We start from the raw sequence: 18,257 nt of genomic DNA, 5'->3' as shown, positions 1-18,257 counted from the left end.
TGTAACCGTTTTCAATTTGTGAGTAATTTCACAGTAACTTAACAATGCGCTGTCTATGATGTCAGCGTTTTAGCAACTGAAACGCTATGTAACGGTGATTAATCACTTTGACTATAGCTACGGTCCGTTAAACATCCAAAAAAACGCATTCTGGAGCGTTACCGACCAAGGAAGATAGAAATTTTATAAGTGGACTTCGGCCGGCAGTAACGTTTCTTTAACATGTGCCCGCCGAGCCTTATTCACACGAACTACCCTGCATAAAAATCGGAGATATCATGAATAAGAAGGTGTTGACTCTGTCTGCTCTTATGGCAAGCATGCTTTTCGGTGCCACCGCGCACGCTGCAGATAGCCGTATTGGTGTGACTATCTATAAGTATGACGACAACTTCATGTCTGTTGTGCGTAAGGCCATCGAGAAAGAGGGTAAAGGCGCACCAGACGTACAGCTGCTGATGAATGACTCCCAGAATGACCAGTCCAAACAGAACGACCAGATCGACGTTCTGCTGGCAAAAGGCGTGAAAGCACTGGCAATCAACCTGGTTGACCCGGCTGCTGCGGGTACCGTCATTGAGAAAGCACGTGGCCAGAACGTGCCAGTGGTGTTCTTCAACAAAGAACCTTCCCGTAAAGCGCTGGACAGCTACGACAAAGCCTTCTACGTCGGTACTGACTCCAAAGAATCCGGCATTATTCAGGGCGACCTGATTGCTAAACACTGGGCGGCTAACCCGAACTGGGATCTGAACAAAGATGGTCAGGTTCAGTTCGTACTGCTGAAAGGCGAGCCAGGCCACCCGGACGCTGAAGCACGTACCACCTACGTTATCAAAGAGCTGAACGACAAGGGTCTGAAAACCCAGCAGCTGGCATTAGATACCGCCATGTGGGATACCGCTCAGGCGAAAGACAAGATGGACGCATGGCTGTCTGGTCCGAACGCTAACAAAATCGAAGTGGTTATCGCTAACAACGATGCGATGGCAATGGGCGCGGTAGAAGCACTGAAAGCACACAACAAATCTTCTATCCCGGTATTTGGTGTTGATGCCCTGCCTGAGGCCCTGGCACTGGTTAAATCTGGCGCAATGGCCGGTACCGTGCTGAACGATGCTAACAATCAGGCGAAAGCTACCTTCGATCTGGCGAAAAACCTGGCAGAAGGCAAAGGCGCTGCTGACGGTACTAACTGGAAAATCGAAAATAAAGTTGTTCGCGTTCCCTACGTTGGCGTAGATCAGGAAAACCTGGCGCAGTTCACCGGTAAATAAGTTATTGCATTCCACTGGGCGCAGTTTCTGCGCCCTTTTATCACGCGACGCGAGGCCGAGAAGGTATAATTATGGTCAGCACAACGACTCAGTCGTCCGGTGAATACTTGTTGGAAATGAGCGGTATCAACAAGTCTTTTCCCGGTGTTAAAGCACTGGATAATGTTAATTTAAAAGTACGGCCTCACTCCATTCATGCATTAATGGGGGAGAACGGTGCGGGTAAATCAACGTTATTGAAATGCTTATTTGGGATCTATCAAAAAGATTCTGGCAGCATTCTTTTTCAGGGGAAAGAGATCGATTTCCATTCCGCTAAAGAGGCACTGGAAAACGGTATTTCGATGGTTCACCAGGAGCTTAACCTGGTACTTCAGCGTTCTGTTATGGACAATATGTGGCTGGGTCGTTATCCGACCAAAGGCGTATTTGTCGATCAGGACAAAATGTATCGTGACACCAAGGCTATTTTTGATGAACTGGATATTGATATCGATCCGCGCGCGCGCGTCGGTACCTTATCTGTTTCACAGATGCAGATGATCGAAATCGCCAAGGCATTCTCCTATAACGCCAAAATCGTTATTATGGATGAGCCAACGTCTTCATTAACGGAGAAAGAGGTGAACCATCTGTTCACTATTATCCGTAAGCTGAAAGACCGCGGTTGCGGCATCGTTTATATCTCTCACAAAATGGAAGAGATCTTCCAGCTGTGCGATGAAATCACGGTGCTGCGCGACGGCCAGTGGATTGCCACCCAGCCGCTGGAAGGGCTGGACATGGACAAGATCATCGCCATGATGGTTGGCCGCTCCCTGAACCAGCGTTTCCCGAACAAAGAGAACAAGCCGGGCGAAGTGATTCTGGAAGTCCGCAACCTTACGTCGTTGCGCCAGCCCTCTATCCGCGATATCTCCTTCGATCTGCATAAAGGGGAGATCCTTGGCATTGCCGGTCTGGTGGGGGCCAAGCGTACCGATATCGTCGAAACGTTGTTTGGTATTCGCGAGAAATCGGGCGGGACGATCACCCTGCACGGGAAGAAGATTAATAACCACAACGCCAACGAAGCCATTAACCACGGCTTTGCGCTGGTAACGGAAGAGCGCCGCTCGACCGGTATTTATGCGTATCTGGATATTAACTTTAACTCCTTAATTTCTAATATCCATAATTACAAAAACAAAATCGGTCTGCTGGACAATTCCCGTATGAAGAGCGATACCCAGTGGGTAATTGACTCCATGCGCGTAAAAACCCCAGGACATCGCACGCAGATTGGCTCGCTCTCCGGTGGTAACCAGCAGAAGGTTATTATTGGACGCTGGTTGTTAACCCAGCCTGAAATTCTGATGCTGGATGAACCCACCCGCGGTATCGATGTTGGTGCAAAATTTGAAATCTATCAGTTGATTGCTGAATTAGCCAAGAAAGATAAAGGGATTATTATTATTTCTTCCGAAATGCCGGAATTGTTAGGGATCACAGATCGTATTCTGGTTATGAGCAATGGTCTCGTTGCCGGAATTGTTGACACCAAAACGACAACGCAAAACGAAATTTTGCGTCTTGCGTCTTTGCACCTTTAAGATCAGGGGCTCCTCATGAGTGCGTTAAATAAGAAAAGTTTTCTTACTTATCTGAAAGAAGGCGGTATTTACGTTGTTCTTTTAGTCTTGCTGGCCATTATTATTTTCCAGGATCCAACATTCTTAAGTCTGCTGAACTTAAGTAACATTCTGACCCAGTCTTCGGTGCGTATTATTATTGCCCTGGGCGTGGCGGGTCTGATTGTCACCCAGGGTACTGACCTGTCAGCCGGGCGTCAGGTTGGTCTGGCGGCGGTTGTTGCGGCTACGCTCCTGCAGTCGATGGAAAACGCCAACAAGGTGTTCCCGGAGATGGCAACCATGCCAATCTTCCTGGTGATCCTGATTGTCTGCGCCATTGGCGCTATCATCGGCCTGATCAACGGCATCATCATCGCGTACCTGAACGTCACGCCGTTTATCACCACTCTGGGCACGATGATCATCGTTTACGGTATTAACTCCCTGTACTACGACTTCGTGGGCGCATCACCGATTTCCGGTTTCGATAGCGGTTTCTCGACCTTTACGCAGGGCTTTATCGCGATGGGCAGTTTCCGCCTGTCGTACATCACCTTCTACGCGCTGATTGCGGTGGCGTTCGTCTGGATCCTGTGGAACAAAACCCGCTTCGGTAAGAACATCTTCGCCATCGGTGGTAACCCGGAAGCGGCAAAAGTCTCCGGGGTTAACGTTGCCCTGAACCTGCTGGTTATCTATGCCCTGTCCGGCGTGTTCTACGCGTTCGGTGGTCTGCTGGAAGCGGGTCGTATCGGTTCCGCCACTAACAACCTCGGCTTTATGTATGAACTGGATGCCATCGCCGCGTGCGTGGTAGGTGGCGTGTCGTTCAGCGGTGGTGTGGGTACCGTGCTGGGTGTGGTAACCGGTGTGATCATCTTCACCGTGATCAACTACGGTCTGACCTATATCGGCGTGAACCCGTACTGGCAGTACATCATCAAAGGCGCGATCATTATCTTCGCCGTGGCGCTGGACTCACTGAAGTACGCGCGTAAGAAGTAAGATTAAGGTTCACAAAAAACCCGCCTTGTGCGGGTTTTTTTGTGCCCGGCGGCGCTGCGCTTGCACGGGCCTACGGTACGGCAGATGTTATAGGCCGGGTAAGGCGAAGCCTCCACCCGGCGGGGGTTATTTCTTCTTCTGCATCTCAAGAAGCTGGTCAGGCGTTATCGCCGGATAACCCTGGGCATCGGCCGGGACTTCCGTCATTGTCGGGATCGGCACCAGCGGGCCCAGGAACCGTGGTTCACGTTTGAAGAGATAAAGATCCGCCAGCGCCCCCAGACGAGCGCCAAATTCGCGCACCCGGACCGTGAGCATGTCTTTGGGTGACGGAACGGCATAACACTGCGCCTGGATGCCCATATGCAGGGCAATAAACAGCGCCCGTTCGCAGTGGAAACGCTGGGTAATGATGATGAAATCGTTGGTATCAAACACCTTACGCGTGCGGACAATGGAATCGAGGGTTCTGAAACCCGCATAGTCGAGCACGATATCGGCCGGGTCAACGCCTGCGGCAATCAAATCCTTACGCATGGTGACCGGCTCGTTATAGCTCTGGAGTGCGTTGTCCCCGCTCAGCAGCAGATAATTAACCTTGCCGCTGTTATACGCGTTGAGCGCCCCCTGGATGCGGTAACGGTAATACTGATTGATCACCCCGGTGCGGTAATACTTGGCGGTACCGAGCACCACGCCGACCTGACGGTAGGGCAGATCCTGAAGGTCATCAAAGATATAAGGGGCCGTTTTCCAGCTCATCCAGCGGTCGAGGCCCAGCGCAGTCAACAGCACGATGCCGATCAGGACAACCAGGCTGTAAAACACGCGCTTTAACATACAGATGACTCTTACCAAAGGTGAAATTTCACTCAGGCTACTTTACCCGTCTGGTAAGCGCAAGAAACGGCGGTTTAATTGGGGGGAATTTCATCAGTTGTGCGGGCATTGCTGCCCGCATCAGAGACTTACGCCAGCAATACGCGATCGATGCTGGTGCACCCCAGGGCGCGCAGCGTGGCTGCGGTAGCATCCCACTGGATCAGCGGCGCATCGGCCTTTTCCGCCAGAATGGCGCGCTGAATATCCGGATAGTCGTAACCGTTAAGGCTGAGGAGGTTTAGCGCACCCTGCAACGGCGGCAGCGTCGGGTTGAAGGCGGCATTTTCGGCATAGCTGCCGGTAAAGAATCGCCCGTCACGGCACTCCAGCGCCACGCCGCTTGGCGCGTTGCTGTACGGCGTGTGTGCCTTATTGGCGGCAAGAATGGCGGCCCGGGCCAGTTCGTCTCCGCTTACGGCGTAACCATGGTCCTGCTCATCCATCAGCAGCGACTTAATCTCAAGATCTTTTGGTCCGAACGCATCCGGCAGGTAGTCCGCCAGCGTATGCGGGGCGCGACCCGGCAGGTTGATACGCAGCTCTAAACCACTGTTGAGCTCGTTCATAAACTGACGGCAGTGACCGCACGGGGTGTAATTGACGGTGATTGCCTGCAGGGATTTTTCACCGCGCAGCCAGGCGTGGCTGATGGCGCTCTGCTCGGCGTGAACGGTCTGCTGCATGGTGGCACCGAGAAATTCCATATTGCCGCCGAAGTACCAGGTGCCGCTCACGCCGCGCGCGATGGCGCCAACGTTGAAATGAGAAAGGTCGGCACGGGCGCAGGCGGCCGCCAGGGGCAGAAGCGCAAAGGCCAGCGCGTCATCATCCAGATCCGTGGCACGTTTCAGCCCGGCGACCTGTTCAGCCGTCAGCAGGGCGGGGAAGTGTGCATCCGCCAGAACCGGGGCCAGGGCTGACTGCAAATTCTCTGCAAGCTGAGCGAAAGCGGAATGAAAACGTGGATGCATGGCGTTGCCTCATAAAGGTTAATGGATCAGTAGTGTACGGAGCCGTTGGGGCTTTATATGTGACTTAGATCTCATTATGTGTGCAACTTATGAAACTCAAATGAAAAATGCGCGACGCGTCGCAAATTTTAGCCCACTACCGCCAGAATAATCGGGAACAGGAACGGCGCGATCAGCGAGGTTAAAATTCCGCAGATCACCAGCGCCAGAGAACTGAATGCCCCTTCCTGATAGTCCAGCTCCGCGCAGCGGGCGGTGCCGAGGGCATGCGAGGCGGTACCCATCGCCAGACCGCGGGCTGATTTAGTGCGAATGCGCATGGCATTCAGCAGCGTATGGCCTAATACCGCTCCCAGAATACCGACATAAATCACGCATACGGCGCTGATCGCCGGAATGCCGCCGAGGCTGCCGCCCACCGCCATCGCGATCGGGGTGGTGACGGATTTGGGTAAAATGGAGGCCGCAATTTCCGGCGTTGCGCCCATCAGCAGCGCCACCGACGTGCCGGTGATCATCGCCACCACGCTACCGACCAGACAGATGGTGATAATGGATTTCCACCGGGCACGGATCTGGTGCAGCTGTTCATACAGCGGAAACGCCAGCGCCACCACCGCAGGCTGGAGCAGGTCGTTAAGGACTTTGCTGCCCTGGAAATAGTGCGCGTAGGGGATGCCGGTCACCAGCAGGAAAGGAATGATCACCACCATCGCCACCAGCAGCGGGTTGAGAAGGGGGAACTTCAGGCGCACCGCCAGCTTGCGGGCGGCGAAGAATACCGCGAGGGTCAGCGGCAGGGACCACCAGATATTCGCCATCATTTTTTCTGTCCTTTCTGCCCAACCACTTTACGTTCCCCATGCGCGAGATGCGTGCTCCAGCTGACCACCAAAAATACCACCAGGGTACTGATGGTGCAGGAGACGAATATCGGACCAAACTGCGCGCTCAGCAGATCGTAATACTGCATCACCCCCACGCCGATGGGGACGAACAGCAGCGCCATATAGCGGATCAGCACCGAGCAGCCGGGCTTAACCCAGTTTGCCGGGAGAATTTGCAGCGCAAGCAGCACAAACAGAATCAGCATGCCAATAATGCTGCCGGGAATGGTGATCGGCAGAAGGGAGGCGAGAAAAATACCTGCGTACAGGCAGGCGTAGATCAGGACGAACGCGCGCAGGTATTGCCAGACGACTATCAGAGATTTATTCATGGTGAAAGCCCTTGATGAAACGCATTCATCATACAATTAAAACCCGAAACGTGCTACGGATCACATCATGACTTTTGAGCATACCAGACATTCCCATTGGGAACCCTGGGCATTCCCCCGGGAATAGGGGTAAAAACATTATAAATCAGCCTGCTTCCGCCAGCCCCGAATCAGGGCTTTCCACCGTTACACAGAGCAGATACCATAGCGCGTCTTTTTTTACGGGTACTGATATGCGTGTATTACTGGCACCGATGGAAGGCGTGCTCGATTCGCTGGTGCGCGAGCTGCTGACCGACGTTAACGATTATGATCTCTGCATCACCGAGTTTCTTCGGGTGGTGGATATGTTGTTGCCGGTAAAATCGTTTTACAGACTCTGCCCGGAGCTGCATCGCCAGAGCCGCACCGCCTCCGGCACCCTGGTGCGGGTACAGCTGCTGGGGCAATATCCAGAGTGGCTGGCGGAAAACGCCGCCCGTGCCGTCGAGCTGGGCTCCTGGGGGGTTGATCTCAACTGCGGCTGTCCGTCGAAAATGGTGAACGGCAGCGGCGGCGGGGCCACGCTGCTAAAAGATCCCGAGCTTATCTACCGTGGGGCCAAAGCGATGCGCGAGGCGGTGCCTTCGCATCTGCCGGTGACGGTGAAGGTGCGCCTCGGCTGGGACAGCGGCGACCGCCAGTTTGAAATTGCCGATGCGGTCCAGCAGGCGGGCGCTACCGAGCTGGTGGTGCACGGGCGCACCAAAGAGGATGGCTACAAAGCTGAGCGCATAAACTGGCAGGCCATCGGCGAGATCCGCAAACGGCTGGCCATCCCGGTGGTGGCGAACGGCGAAATCTGGGATCGCGAGAGCGCGCTGGCCTGCATGGCCGCAACCGGCTGCGATGCCATTATGATCGGGCGCGGGGCGCTTAACGTGCCGAACCTCAGCCGGGTGATTAAATACGACGAGCCGCGTATGCCGTGGCCGGACGTCGTTACGCTATTGAAGAAATACTCCCGTCTCGAAAAGCAGGGCGACACCGGCCTGTATCATGTGGCGCGCATCAAACAGTGGCTGAGCTACCTGCGCAAAGAGTACGATGAGGCCCTGGATCTGTTCCAGGAGATCCGTACCCTGCAAACCTCCGCGGATATTGCCCGGGTTATTCAGGCGAAGTAACACTTCGATCTGCGTCACGTTTTTTAGCGGGGCGCATTGTGGCTCCGAACGAAACTGTTAAAGTGCGTGAACTGGATTGTTACTGCTGCGGCAGGCAAAACCTGATTTCTGGCATCTGCCGGAGGTCAGGTTTTTTTGTTTCTGGGGCTCGGAATGAAAATCGCCAAAATACTGAACAATAATGTGGTGGTTGTTCTGGATGAACAGGGGCGTGAACAGGTGGTGATGGGCCGCGGGCTGGCCTTTCAGAAACGCATCGGTGACAGGGTGCCCACAGCGAACATCGAAAAAGTGTTTGCCCTGCAAAGCGATGAGCTGGTGCGCCGGCTGGGGGAGTTACTCAGCCAGATCCCGCTTGAGGTGATGACCACCTGCGACCGCATTATCGGGCTGGCAACGCAGCGGCTGGGTAAGCTACAGGAGAGTCTGTACATCACCTTAACCGATCACTGCTACTTTGCCATTGAGCGGCAGAAAAAGGGCCTGGCGATCAAAAACGTCCTGCTGTGGGAGATAAAGCGGCTCTACCCGAAAGAGTTTGCGCTGGGCCAGGAGGCGCGGGCCATTATCGCGAAGCGGCTGGACGTAAAGCTGGATGAAGATGAAGCCGGATTTATCGCGCTGCATCTGGTCACCGCCCAGCTGCACAGCGAGATGCCGGAGGTGATGCACGTTACCCGCGTGATGCAGGAGATTCTGCAGCTGGTGAAGTACAGCCTGCAGCTGGAGTATGATGAAGAGTCGCTAAGCTATCAGCGCTTCGTCACCCATCTGAAGTTTTTTGCCCAGCGGATGCTGACCCGCACCGTGGTGGCCGATGACGACGCATCGCTGCATACGGCGGTAAAGGACAACTACGCGAAAGCGTGGAACTGTGCCGAGAAAATTGCCCGGCATCTGCAAATGAGCTATCAGCGCGAGCTGACCACCGAAGAGATTATGTTTCTCACCATTCACATTGAGCGCGTGAGAAAAGAGGGACGTTAAGTTCCCACAACTGGATTGTTACTGCATAACGCAGGCAAAACCTGAGCGCGGCTCCCGAAAGGGGGCCGTTCTCGGGTTTTTTTATTTTTACGACTCAGTCACATCCTGCCTGCGGGCAGTGAAGAGGAACAGGAAATGGAATATCAAACACTGGCGAAGGACATTCTCTGCCACGTGGGGGGCAAAGAGAACATTATCAGCCTGGTGCATTGCGCGACCCGGCTGCGTTTCAAACTGAAAGACCCCCTGCGGGCAGATGCCGAAGGGCTGAAGCAAAACCCCGGCGTCATCATGGTGGTGGAGAGCGGCGGCCAGTTTCAGGTGGTTATCGGCAACCACGTCCATGACGTCTGGCAGGCGGTGTGCAGCGAAGCAGGTCTCAGCGATGAGACGCCGGTGGCGGAGGACAGTGGGGAGAAAGATAACCTGCTGGGGCGTTTAATCGACATTGTTTCGGGCATTTTTACACCGTTTATCGGCGTCCTGGCCGCCTCGGGGATCCTGAAAGGTCTGCTGGCGCTGGCGGTGGTCTGCGGCTGGCTTTCCACCGACAGCGGCACCTACAAAATCTGGTTTGCCGCCAGCGATGCGCTGTTCTTCTTCTTCCCGCTGGTGCTGGGCTATACCGCCGGGAAAAAGTTTGGCGGTAACCCGTTTATCACGATGGTGATTGGCGGAGCGCTGGTCCACCCGACCATGATTCAGGCCTTTGATGCCAGCCAGCAGGCGGGGGCGGCGGCGGATGTTTTCCTCGGTATCCCGCTGATCTGGTTTAACTACAGCACCTCAGTGATCCCGATTATTCTTGCGGCCTGGGTCAGCTGCTGGCTGGAGAAACAGGGCAACAGGCGCCTGCCGTCGGCAATGAAAAACTTCTTCACGCCGCTGCTCTGCTTAGGCCTGACGGTGCCGCTCACCTTCCTGGTGATTGGCCCGGTCGCTACCTGGCTTAGCCAGATGCTGGCCAACGGCTACCAGTGGATCTACGTTCTGGCGCCGTGGCTGGCGGGGGCGGCGATGGGTGCCGTCTGGCAGGTGTGCGTGATTTTCGGCCTGCACTGGGGGCTGGTCCCGCTGATGATCAATAACATCGCGGTGCTGGGGCATGACTCTATGCTGCCGATGCTGCTGCCGGCAGTATACGGCCAGGTGGGTGCCGCGCTCGGCGTATTCCTGCGCACCCGCGATATGCGGTTAAAAATGCTGGCGGGCTCCTCGGTAACGGCGGGCATCTTTGGCGTCACCGAGCCTGCGGTCTATGGCGTCAACCTGCCGCTGCGACGCCCCTTTATCTTTGGCTGTATAGCCGGGGCGGTTGGCGGGGCGATTGTCGGCTTCAGCGACACCCACGTTTACTCCTTTGGCTTTGGCAATATCTTCACCTTTGCGCAGATGATCCCGCCGGGCGGCATCGATGCCACCCTGTGGGGCGGAATTATTGGCACGCTGGTCGCGCTGGGGCTGAGCTGTGCTATGACGCTGGTCGCCGGTATGCCGGGTAGCGCGGCGGGCGCGACGCCGGTTGCCGCCGCCCTGGGTGAAAACGATGTCCTGTCACCGATGAGCGGTAGCGTTCTGGCGCTGGATCAGGTGCCGGATGCCACCTTTGCCAGCGGTCTGCTCGGCCAGGGCGTGGCGATTATTCCTTCTGACAACAAGGTCATCGCCCCCTTTGCCGGGGAGGTTGCTTCGCTGTTTGCCACCAGACATGCCATCGGCCTGCTGAGCGACAGCGGCATCGAAGTGCTGATCCACGTCGGGATCGACACCGTGAAGCTCGACGGCAAGCCGTTTACCGCCCACGTGAAGGTGGGAGACAAAGTGCAGCCGGGGGATCTGCTGCTGGAGTTCGATCGCCAGGCGATCATCGATGCCGGATACGATCTGGCGACACCCATCATTATCAGTAACAGCGACGACTACGGCGCTATCGTGACCCTGGCGGCGACCGCTGTCCAGGCCGGTACGCCGCTACTCTGCGTCAGCCATCAATAACAGGAGAAGAGAATGAAAACGTTCCCGGATGATTTCTTATGGGGCGGCGCGGTTGCCGCGAATCAGGTCGAAGGCGCTTACCTGGCCGATGGCAAAGGTCTCTCCACCTCTGACGTTCAGCCTCAGGGGGTCTTTGGCCCGGTGGTGGAGCGCGTGGCGGGGGACAGCGGCATCAAGGATGTGGCCATCGATTTTTATCATCGTTACCCTGAGGACATTCAACTGTTCGCCGAAATGGGCTTCAGCTGTCTTCGCGTCTCCATCGCCTGGACGCGTATTTTCCCGAACGGCGACGAGCAGCAGCCCAATGAAGCCGGACTGGCCTTCTACGATAAGCTGTTTGACGAGCTGGCGGCACACCACATCACGCCGCTGGTGACGCTGTCGCACTACGAGATGCCGTGGGGGCTGGTAAAAGAGTACGGCGGCTGGGGCAGCCGCCAGGTGATTGGCTTCTTCGAGCGCTATGCCCGCACCGTCTTCACCCGCTATCAGCATAAGGTGAAGCTGTGGCTCACCTTCAACGAGATCAACATGTCCCTGCACGCGCCGATGACCGGCGTCGGCCTGCCGGAAACCAGCAGCAGGGCGGAGGTGTATCAGGCGATCCACCATCAGCTGGTGGCGAGCGCGCGGGCGGTGAAGGCCTGCCACGAGATCATCCCGGAGGCGAAAATCGGCAATATGCTGCTCGGCGGTCTGGTCTATCCCCTGACCTGCAAGCCGGACGATGTGCTGGAAGCGTTGCAGGAAAACCGTGCCTGGCAGTTCTTCGGCGACGTGCAGTGCCGCGGAGCCTACCCGGGCTATATGCTGCGTTTCTTCCGCGATAACGGCATTGAGCTCGACATCACCGACGCCGATCGCGAGGCGCTTAAATCGACCGTCGACTTTATCTCTTTCAGCTATTACATGACCGGCTGCGTGACCACCGATGAAGCGCTGAACCAGCAGGCGCGCGGCAATATTCTGAGCATGGTGCCGAACCCGCATCTGGCCAGCTCTGAGTGGGGCTGGCAGATCGACCCGGTTGGCCTGCGTACTCTGCTGAACGTGCTCTGGGATCGGTATCAGAAGCCGCTGTTTATTGTGGAGAACGGTCTGGGTGCCAAAGACAAACCGGATGCCGACGGCGTGGTGCAGGATGATTACCGCATCCGCTACCTGAACGACCACCTGGTGCAGGTGCGTGAAGCCATTGAGGACGGCGTGGCGGTGATGGGCTATACCAGCTGGGGGCCGATCGATCTGGTGAGCGCGTCAAAAGCGGAGCTTTCCAAACGCTACGGGTTTATCTATGTCGATCGTGACGACAGTGGGGCGGGCACGCTGGCGCGCAGCCGTAAGAAGAGCTTCTGGTGGTATCAGGAGGTGATTGCGACCCGTGGCGCCTCGCTGAAAGCGTAATGAGTGCGAAGGCGTCTGACCTCCTGTCGGGCGCCTTTACCGGATATGTAAAGGTATGACAAATTGTTGATTGCCACCCATTCCTAAACAAAGGAGACGAAGCGGGCGTATTTTGCAGCCTTCTTTTTTGGGTGAATAACGTTATGAAACCTTCGACTTTTTATTTTTGCTGCCTGCCTCTCTCTCTTTTTCTGGTTGCCTGTGCGCCCGGCCACGATACGGCGGCGTCGCTACATCAACAGATCCCCGCCGCGAAAATCGACACCGGGCTTACTGCCGGTCAGTGGCCAAAAAACAGCTGGTGGGAAGCGTTTCAGGATCCAGAATTAACTCACCTGATTACCAAAGCCCTGGCCGATGCGCCCGATATGGACATTGCCCGTCAGCGCATTGCCCTGGCTGAAGCGCAGGCCAGAATGGCGACAGCCGCCGATGGCCCGCAAGTCGATTTTTCAGCCGATGCAGAGCGACAAAAAATGTCTGCCGAAGGGTTGATGGGGCCCTTTGCGATAACCGATCCGGCGGCCGGAACCACCGGCCCCTGGTATACCAACGGCACCTTTGGCTTAACCGCCGGATGGGATCTGGATCTGTGGGGCAAAAACCGCGCCCGGGTTGAATCCCGCATCGGTAAGGTCAACGCGCAACAGGCGGAGCTGCAACAAACCCGCCAGCTGCTTGCCACCAGCGTGGCGCGCCTGTACTGGGAGTGGCAGACCGAGGCGGCCATCGGGCATGTATTAACCGCCATCAGGCAGGAGCAGCTTGCCATCATCGGCACCGACCGCGAGCTGTATCAGCATGGCATTACCTCTTCCGTGGAAGGGGTGGAAACCGACATCAACGCCAGTAAAACCGATGAGCGGCTGGCGGAAGTCAACGGCAAGATTAAAGCCATTGAGGCCCGGCTGGCGGCGCTGACGAACTCGCCGGCGGTGCAGCTCACTCCCCATGCCTTGCCTGCGGTGGAGAGCCACCTGCCTTCCACCCTGGGCTATGAATTACTGGCCCGGCGGCCGGATCTGCAGGAGGCGCACTGGTATATCGAGGCTTCCCTGCGCGACGTGGATGCGGCGAAAGCGGCGTTCTATCCCGATGTAAATTTAATGGCCTTTCTGCAACAGGACGCCCTGCACCTGAGCGATCTGTTCCGCTCCTCGGCGCAGCAGATGGGGGTCACCGCTGGTCTGACCCTGCCGATTTTCGACAGCGGACGCCTGAATGCCAACCTGGATATCGCCCAGGCGCAAAGCAATCTGTCGATCGCGAACTACAACAAAGCGGTGGTGGAGGCGGTCAATCAGGTGACCCGCAGCGCCAGCGAGGTTGAAACGCTGATGGCGAAAAACAGGCATCAGCAGCGCGTGGAAGCCGATGCCGCCCGCGTAGTGGCCCTGGCGCAGGCGCGTTTTAACGCCGGGATTATCGCCGGCTCGCGCGTCAGCGAGGCCAGAATCCCCGCCCTGCAGGAGCAGGTGGCCGGGCTGACGCTGCAGGGGCAATACGTTGATGCCACCCTGCAACTCACCTCTGCTCTGGGCGGCGGCTATCACCACGGGTAGAGAATGAGAAGTAACTATACTTATCTCTTTGTGTTCTTTCTCGGAGGTGAGTATGGGTTCAACCAATCGTGTGGCAATTGTGACGGCATCGGATTCGGGGATCGGCAAAACCACGGCGCTGATGCTGGCGGAGCGTGGGTTTGATATTGGCGTGACCTGGCACTCGGACGAAGAAGGGGCGATGAAAACCTGTCGTGAGATCGAGGCGCGCGGGCAGCGGGCAGAGGCTATCCAGCTTGATCTCAGCCAGCTGCCGGATGGCGCGAAAGCCATCGAGACGCTGATTGCCCGTTTCGGCCGCCTCGACGTGCTGGTCAATAACGCCGGGGCGATGACCAAAGCGGCGTTTCTCGATATGGAGTATGACCAGTGGCGTTCGATCTTTAGCGTCGACGTGGACGGGGCGTTTCTCTGCTCACAGATTGCCGCCCGGCAGATGGTGAAGCAGGGGGAGGGCGGGCGTATCGTCAACATTACCTCGGTGCATGAGCATACCCCGCTGCCGGAAGCCAGCGCCTACACCTCAGCCAAACACGCGCTGGGCGGCCTGACCAAATCGATGGCGATGGAGCTGGTGCATCACAATATTCTGGTCAACGCCGTAGCGCCGGGGGCGATTGCCACGCCGATGAACAACATGGACGACAGTGAAGTGGAGCCCGGCTCCATGCCAAATATTCCCCTGGCAAGGCCGGGGCATACCAGAGAGATCGCCAGCCTGGTCGCCTGGCTGTGTGACACCGACGCCAGCTACGCCACCGGACAGTCGTTTATCGTCGATGGCGGCTTTATGCTGGGCAATCCGCAGTTTAAGCCGGAGCAGTAATATTTAGCTGCGATCCCGGCGTTTCAGCCACCAGCGCACCGCGAAGACCAGCACCAGCACCACAATAAGCCAGATCCAGTGGCGCAGGTGCTGGTCCAGCGCGTGCAGCCAGGGTTCCAGCACTTCCCCGCCCACATAGCCCAGGGTGGTGAAGATCAGCGCCCAGACGATGGCCCCGACAATGTTCAGCGGCAGGAAGATTTTCGGCGGCAGGCGGCTGGCACCGATCAGCAGCGGGCCGATGATGCGAAAGCCGTACATAAAGCGGGTGCCGATGACGAAAAGATAGGGGTGACGCTGGATCAGCTGCTGGGCGCGGTCGATTTTCTTCTGATGGCGGGAAAAGCGTCGCAGGATTGTCGGACCAAACCGCACGCCAGTTAAGTAGAGGAGCTGGTCGCCAATCATGCCGCCCAGCGCCACTGCGGCCACCACCAGGGGAAAGCGGAGCAGTCCCTGATGCGCCGCCACGCCACCCAGCAGGGTGATGGTTTCGCCTTCCGCTATGCTGCCGATAACCAGCGCGGCATAGCCATACTGTGCAATGAGAGTATTAATATCCATACGTTAAGCGTAGCGCAGGAAACGTTAACGTAATAACAACCAGCTGATTAAACCTATACCGGGGACAATAAGCCCAAAAAAGACGGCACCTGTCGCCCAGGCATGTAACGCCGTCTCTTCTTCTTTTTTAATATCGTCAAAACGCGCCAGCGCGCGCTGGCCGTCCGGGGCGGTAATCTCTTCAAACTGCTCGATATACCCCTGTTCAGTCAACATCCTGGCGCCCTGCACGTCGGATTTATCCAATGCAGCGACGTTATGCCCCTTTTTGAAAAAAATGAATTTCGCCATCAGAGATCCTCTGCCGTAAGGTGCTGTTTAGCAGGACTTAATATATCAGAGCGCTGAACCCACCGCTGCATTTTTATACTGTATAAAAAATAATCTCAGGCCTGCATTATACTTGAGTTATCGCTAGCGGGCCGACAACAAGGGGGCGTTATGAACCATGTCTGGGGACTCTTTTCCCATCCCGATCGTGAAATGCACGTCATCAGAAGCGAAAACGAAACGGTCAGTCATCACTATACCCACCATGTGCTGCTGATGGCCGCCGTACCGGTGATTTGCGCATTTATTGGTACCACGCAAATCGGCTGGGATTTTGACGACGGGAATATCGTAAAACTGTCGTGGACCACCGGCCTGGCGCTGGCCGTAGCGTTTTACGCCCTGATGCTGGCAGGGGTAGCGGCAATGGGGCGGGTGATTTACTGGATGGCGCGTAAATATCCGCAGCGGCCTTCGCTGACCCACTGCATGGTATTTGCCGGATACGTGGCCACACCGCTGTTTTTAAGCGGGATCGTGGCGCTCTATCCCATTGTATGGCTATGCGCGCTGGTCGGTACGCTGGCGCTGTTTTATACCGGTTATCTGCTGTATATCGGTATTCCTACCTTCCTGAAGATCAACAAAGAAGAGGGGCGAAGCTTCTCTGGTTCAACCCTCGCCATTGGCGTGCTGCTGCTGGAAGTGTTACTGGCGCTAACAGTTATTCTTTGGGGTTATGGATATCGTCTCTTCTGAGCTGAATGCATTGCTGGCGCAAATGCCAGCAATGCAGCATCTGTTCACGATTAACTACTGGTAGCAAGGCATCCGGACGGCTATGATGCCTTAGCCAGCCCGTGCTCTCGCTTCGGCCCGGGCGGCGTACGTTATTACGTGCATGAATAATTATCCGAAATCTCACCATGCTGAAATTCCGCGTTTCTTTACTGAGTCTTGCACTGTTGCTGGCCGTGCCAGTGGCGACCCCTGCGATCGCCAAACCTGCCGCTGTGGCTACGGCGACCCAGCCGGAGATCGCCTCCGGTAGCGCCATGATCGTCGATCTGCAAACCAACAAAGTGATCTACTCCAGCCACCCGAACCTGGTGCGCCCGATTGCTTCTATTACCAAATTAATGACCGCGATGGTGGTGCTGGATGCACGGCTGCCGCTGGATGAAAAACTGCGCGTTGACATCAGCCAGACGCCGGAGATGAAAGGGATTTACTCCCGCGTGCGTCTGAACAGCGAAATCAGCCGCAAAAACATGCTGCTGCTGGCGCTGATGTCCTCGGAAAACCGCGCCGCCGCAAGCCTGGCGCACCACTATCCGGGCGGCTATAACGCCTTTATCCGCGCCATGAACGCCAAAGCGAAGGCGCTGGGCATGACCCGGACGCATTTTGTGGAGCCAACTGGCCTGTCGATTCATAACGTCTCGACGGCGCAGGATCTGACGAAGTTGCTGATCGCCAGCAAGCAGTATCCGCTGATTGGCCAGCTCAGCACCACGCGTGAAGAGATGGCAACCTTCTCGAACCCGGCCTATACCCTGCCGTTTCGCAACACCAACCATCTGGTCTACCGTGATAACTGGAATATTCAGCTGACCAAAACCGGCTTTACCAACGCCGCGGGCCACTGCCTGGTGATGCGTACGGTCTTTAATGGCAAGCCGGTCGCGCTGGTGGTGATGGATGCGTTTGGCAAATATACCCATTTTGCCGACGCCAGCCGTCTGCGTACCTGGATTGAAACCGGAAAAGTTACCCCGGTTCCGGCCGCGGCGCTGAGCTACAAAAAGCAGAAAGCCGCGCAGATGGCCACCGCGCAGAACGATTAAGCGGGGTTTAATGCCCGGCGGCGCTGCGCTTGCGCGGGCCTACGGGTTTCGTAGGCCGGGTAAGCGAAGCGCCGCCGGGCAATAAACTACTCCGGCAGCGTCCAGTCACCGTCGTTGAGGGGACGCTGCAAAATCAGCGTATCGCGCCAGTCACCTTTTTTGTATCCCACGCTTCTGAGCTGTCCCGCCACTTCGAATCCATGCTTTTTATGCAGGCGTAACGACCCGGCGTTGTTTGGCCCATCGCCCACCACGGCGATCATCTGGCGCCAGGGTCCCTCTTCGCTGCGGGCGATCAGGGCGCTCAGCAGCGCGCTGCCAAAACCGCGCCCGGGGGTGCTGGCCTCGACGTAAATCGACTCTTCAAGGGTATAGCGGTAGGCGGGGCGCGCGCGATAGTGGGTGGCGTAGCAGTAGCCCACCACAATCCCGCGATAGAGCGCCACCAGCCACGGCAGACCCTGGCTGGTCACCGCGTGAATGCGCTCGCGCATCTCGTCAACGGTAGGGGGAACCTCTTCAAAGGATGCGCGTCCGTTAAGGACGTGCCAGGCGTAGATAGCGGCAATCGCATGCGCATCCTCCGCCCCGGCATCGCGTATCACAACGTCAGTTTCGGATAAAGTTTCAACAGCCGACATGGTATGCCCGCTCCTCGTTAAAAAA

General features: G+C 56.5%; 18 protein-coding genes. 11 read left to right on the top strand and 7 right to left on the bottom strand.

All coding sequences use genetic code 11. The annotated features are described in order from the left end of the window. Positions 1-278 precede the first annotated feature (278 nt). The 3 genes from mglB (at position 279) to mglC (ending at position 3,895) form a co-directional block, all read left to right on the top strand. Positions 279-1,277, top strand: coding sequence for a galactose/glucose ABC transporter substrate-binding protein MglB (gene mglB / locus NB069_RS14955; protein WP_250584783.1), 999 nt, complete (start codon positions 279-281; stop codon positions 1,275-1,277). A 71-nt stretch (positions 1,278-1,348) separates the two neighbouring features. Next, positions 1,349-2,869: a galactose/methyl galactoside ABC transporter ATP-binding protein MglA gene (gene mglA / locus NB069_RS14950; RefSeq protein WP_250584781.1), complete on the top strand. Its 1,521-nt coding sequence runs from the start codon at positions 1,349-1,351 to the stop codon at positions 2,867-2,869. 15 nt (positions 2,870-2,884) lie between these two features. After that, positions 2,885-3,895: a galactose/methyl galactoside ABC transporter permease MglC gene (gene mglC, locus NB069_RS14945; protein ID WP_039031063.1), complete on the top strand. Its 1,011-nt coding sequence runs from the start codon at positions 2,885-2,887 to the stop codon at positions 3,893-3,895. A gap of 126 nt (positions 3,896-4,021) precedes the next feature. Here the strand turns inward: mglC and sanA are convergent, their stop codons facing one another. The 4 genes from sanA to NB069_RS14925 all read right to left on the bottom strand — a co-directional run bounded on the left by sanA (position 4,022) and on the right by NB069_RS14925 (position 6,967). Beyond that, a complete protein-coding gene (gene sanA / locus NB069_RS14940) occupies positions 4,022-4,735 on the bottom strand; it encodes an outer membrane permeability protein SanA (RefSeq protein ID WP_250584779.1) in 714 nt (237 codons plus the stop codon). Positions 4,736-4,863: 128 nt separating this feature from the next. After that, a complete protein-coding gene (gene cdd, locus NB069_RS14935) occupies positions 4,864-5,748 on the bottom strand; it encodes a cytidine deaminase (protein ID WP_250584777.1) in 885 nt (294 codons plus the stop codon). A gap of 128 nt (positions 5,749-5,876) precedes the next feature. After that, positions 5,877-6,572: a CidB/LrgB family autolysis modulator gene (locus NB069_RS14930; RefSeq protein WP_250584775.1), complete on the bottom strand. Its 696-nt coding sequence runs from the start codon at positions 6,570-6,572 to the stop codon at positions 5,877-5,879. Continuing rightward, positions 6,569-6,967 carry a CidA/LrgA family protein gene (locus tag NB069_RS14925; protein WP_250584773.1) on the bottom strand — a complete coding sequence of 133 codons (399 nt, stop codon included), beginning with the start codon at positions 6,965-6,967 and terminating at the stop codon, positions 6,569-6,571. The genes NB069_RS14930 and NB069_RS14925 overlap by 4 nt, the downstream gene beginning before the upstream one ends. A gap of 233 nt (positions 6,968-7,200) precedes the next feature. Here NB069_RS14925 and dusC point away from each other — a divergent pair, with 233 nt between their 5' ends. The 6 genes from dusC (at position 7,201) to NB069_RS14895 (ending at position 14,910) form a co-directional block, all read left to right on the top strand. After that, entirely contained in the window at positions 7,201-8,133 is a 933-nt protein-coding gene (gene dusC / locus NB069_RS14920; RefSeq protein ID WP_250584772.1) for a tRNA dihydrouridine(16) synthase DusC, read from the top strand. A gap of 153 nt (positions 8,134-8,286) precedes the next feature. Next, positions 8,287-9,120: a transcriptional antiterminator BglG gene (gene bglG / locus NB069_RS14915; protein ID WP_250584769.1), complete on the top strand. Its 834-nt coding sequence runs from the start codon at positions 8,287-8,289 to the stop codon at positions 9,118-9,120. 135 nt (positions 9,121-9,255) lie between these two features. Then, the gene (gene bglF / locus NB069_RS14910) at positions 9,256-11,115 is read left to right on the top strand and encodes a PTS beta-glucoside transporter subunit IIABC (protein WP_250584767.1); all 1,860 of its coding nucleotides are present in this window, start codon (positions 9,256-9,258) and stop codon (positions 11,113-11,115) included. Between the two features lie 12 nt (positions 11,116-11,127). Then, a complete protein-coding gene (locus tag NB069_RS14905) occupies positions 11,128-12,522 on the top strand; it encodes a glycoside hydrolase family 1 protein (protein ID WP_250584765.1) in 1,395 nt (464 codons plus the stop codon). 143 nt (positions 12,523-12,665) lie between these two features. Beyond that, entirely contained in the window at positions 12,666-14,084 is a 1,419-nt protein-coding gene (mdtQ, locus tag NB069_RS14900) for a multidrug resistance outer membrane protein MdtQ (RefSeq protein ID WP_250584763.1), read from the top strand. 52 nt (positions 14,085-14,136) lie between these two features. Continuing rightward, complete coding sequence (locus NB069_RS14895; protein ID WP_250584761.1) at positions 14,137-14,910, top strand: SDR family oxidoreductase; 774 nt, start codon at positions 14,137-14,139, stop codon at positions 14,908-14,910. Positions 14,911-14,913: 3 nt separating this feature from the next. Here the strand turns inward: NB069_RS14895 and NB069_RS14890 are convergent, their stop codons facing one another. Next, a complete protein-coding gene (locus tag NB069_RS14890; RefSeq protein WP_250584759.1) occupies positions 14,914-15,474 on the bottom strand; it encodes a DedA family protein in 561 nt (186 codons plus the stop codon). Positions 15,475-15,498: 24 nt separating this feature from the next. Then, positions 15,499-15,765: a hypothetical protein gene (locus tag NB069_RS14885; RefSeq protein WP_250584756.1), complete on the bottom strand. Its 267-nt coding sequence runs from the start codon at positions 15,763-15,765 to the stop codon at positions 15,499-15,501. Between the two features lie 150 nt (positions 15,766-15,915). On the opposite strand from NB069_RS14885, the gene NB069_RS14880 reads away from it, so the two are divergent. Next, complete coding sequence (locus tag NB069_RS14880) at positions 15,916-16,503, top strand: Yip1 family protein (RefSeq protein WP_250584754.1); 588 nt, start codon at positions 15,916-15,918, stop codon at positions 16,501-16,503. Positions 16,504-16,670: 167 nt separating this feature from the next. Beyond that, positions 16,671-17,591 carry a D-alanyl-D-alanine endopeptidase gene (gene pbpG / locus NB069_RS14875; RefSeq protein ID WP_250584752.1) on the top strand — a complete coding sequence of 307 codons (921 nt, stop codon included), beginning with the start codon at positions 16,671-16,673 and terminating at the stop codon, positions 17,589-17,591. A gap of 86 nt (positions 17,592-17,677) precedes the next feature. On the opposite strand, the gene NB069_RS14870 is transcribed toward pbpG, so the two are convergent. Further along, a complete protein-coding gene (locus NB069_RS14870; protein WP_250584750.1) occupies positions 17,678-18,232 on the bottom strand; it encodes a GNAT family N-acetyltransferase in 555 nt (184 codons plus the stop codon). Between the last annotated feature and the right edge of the window lie 25 nt (positions 18,233-18,257).

The organism is Leclercia adecarboxylata (assembly GCF_023639785.1).
Taxonomy (GTDB): Bacteria; Pseudomonadota; Gammaproteobacteria; order Enterobacterales; family Enterobacteriaceae; genus Enterobacter; species Enterobacter adecarboxylatus_D.
Note: the sequence above shows the minus strand (reverse complement) of the source record. Positions and strands in the feature narration are given on the sequence as shown.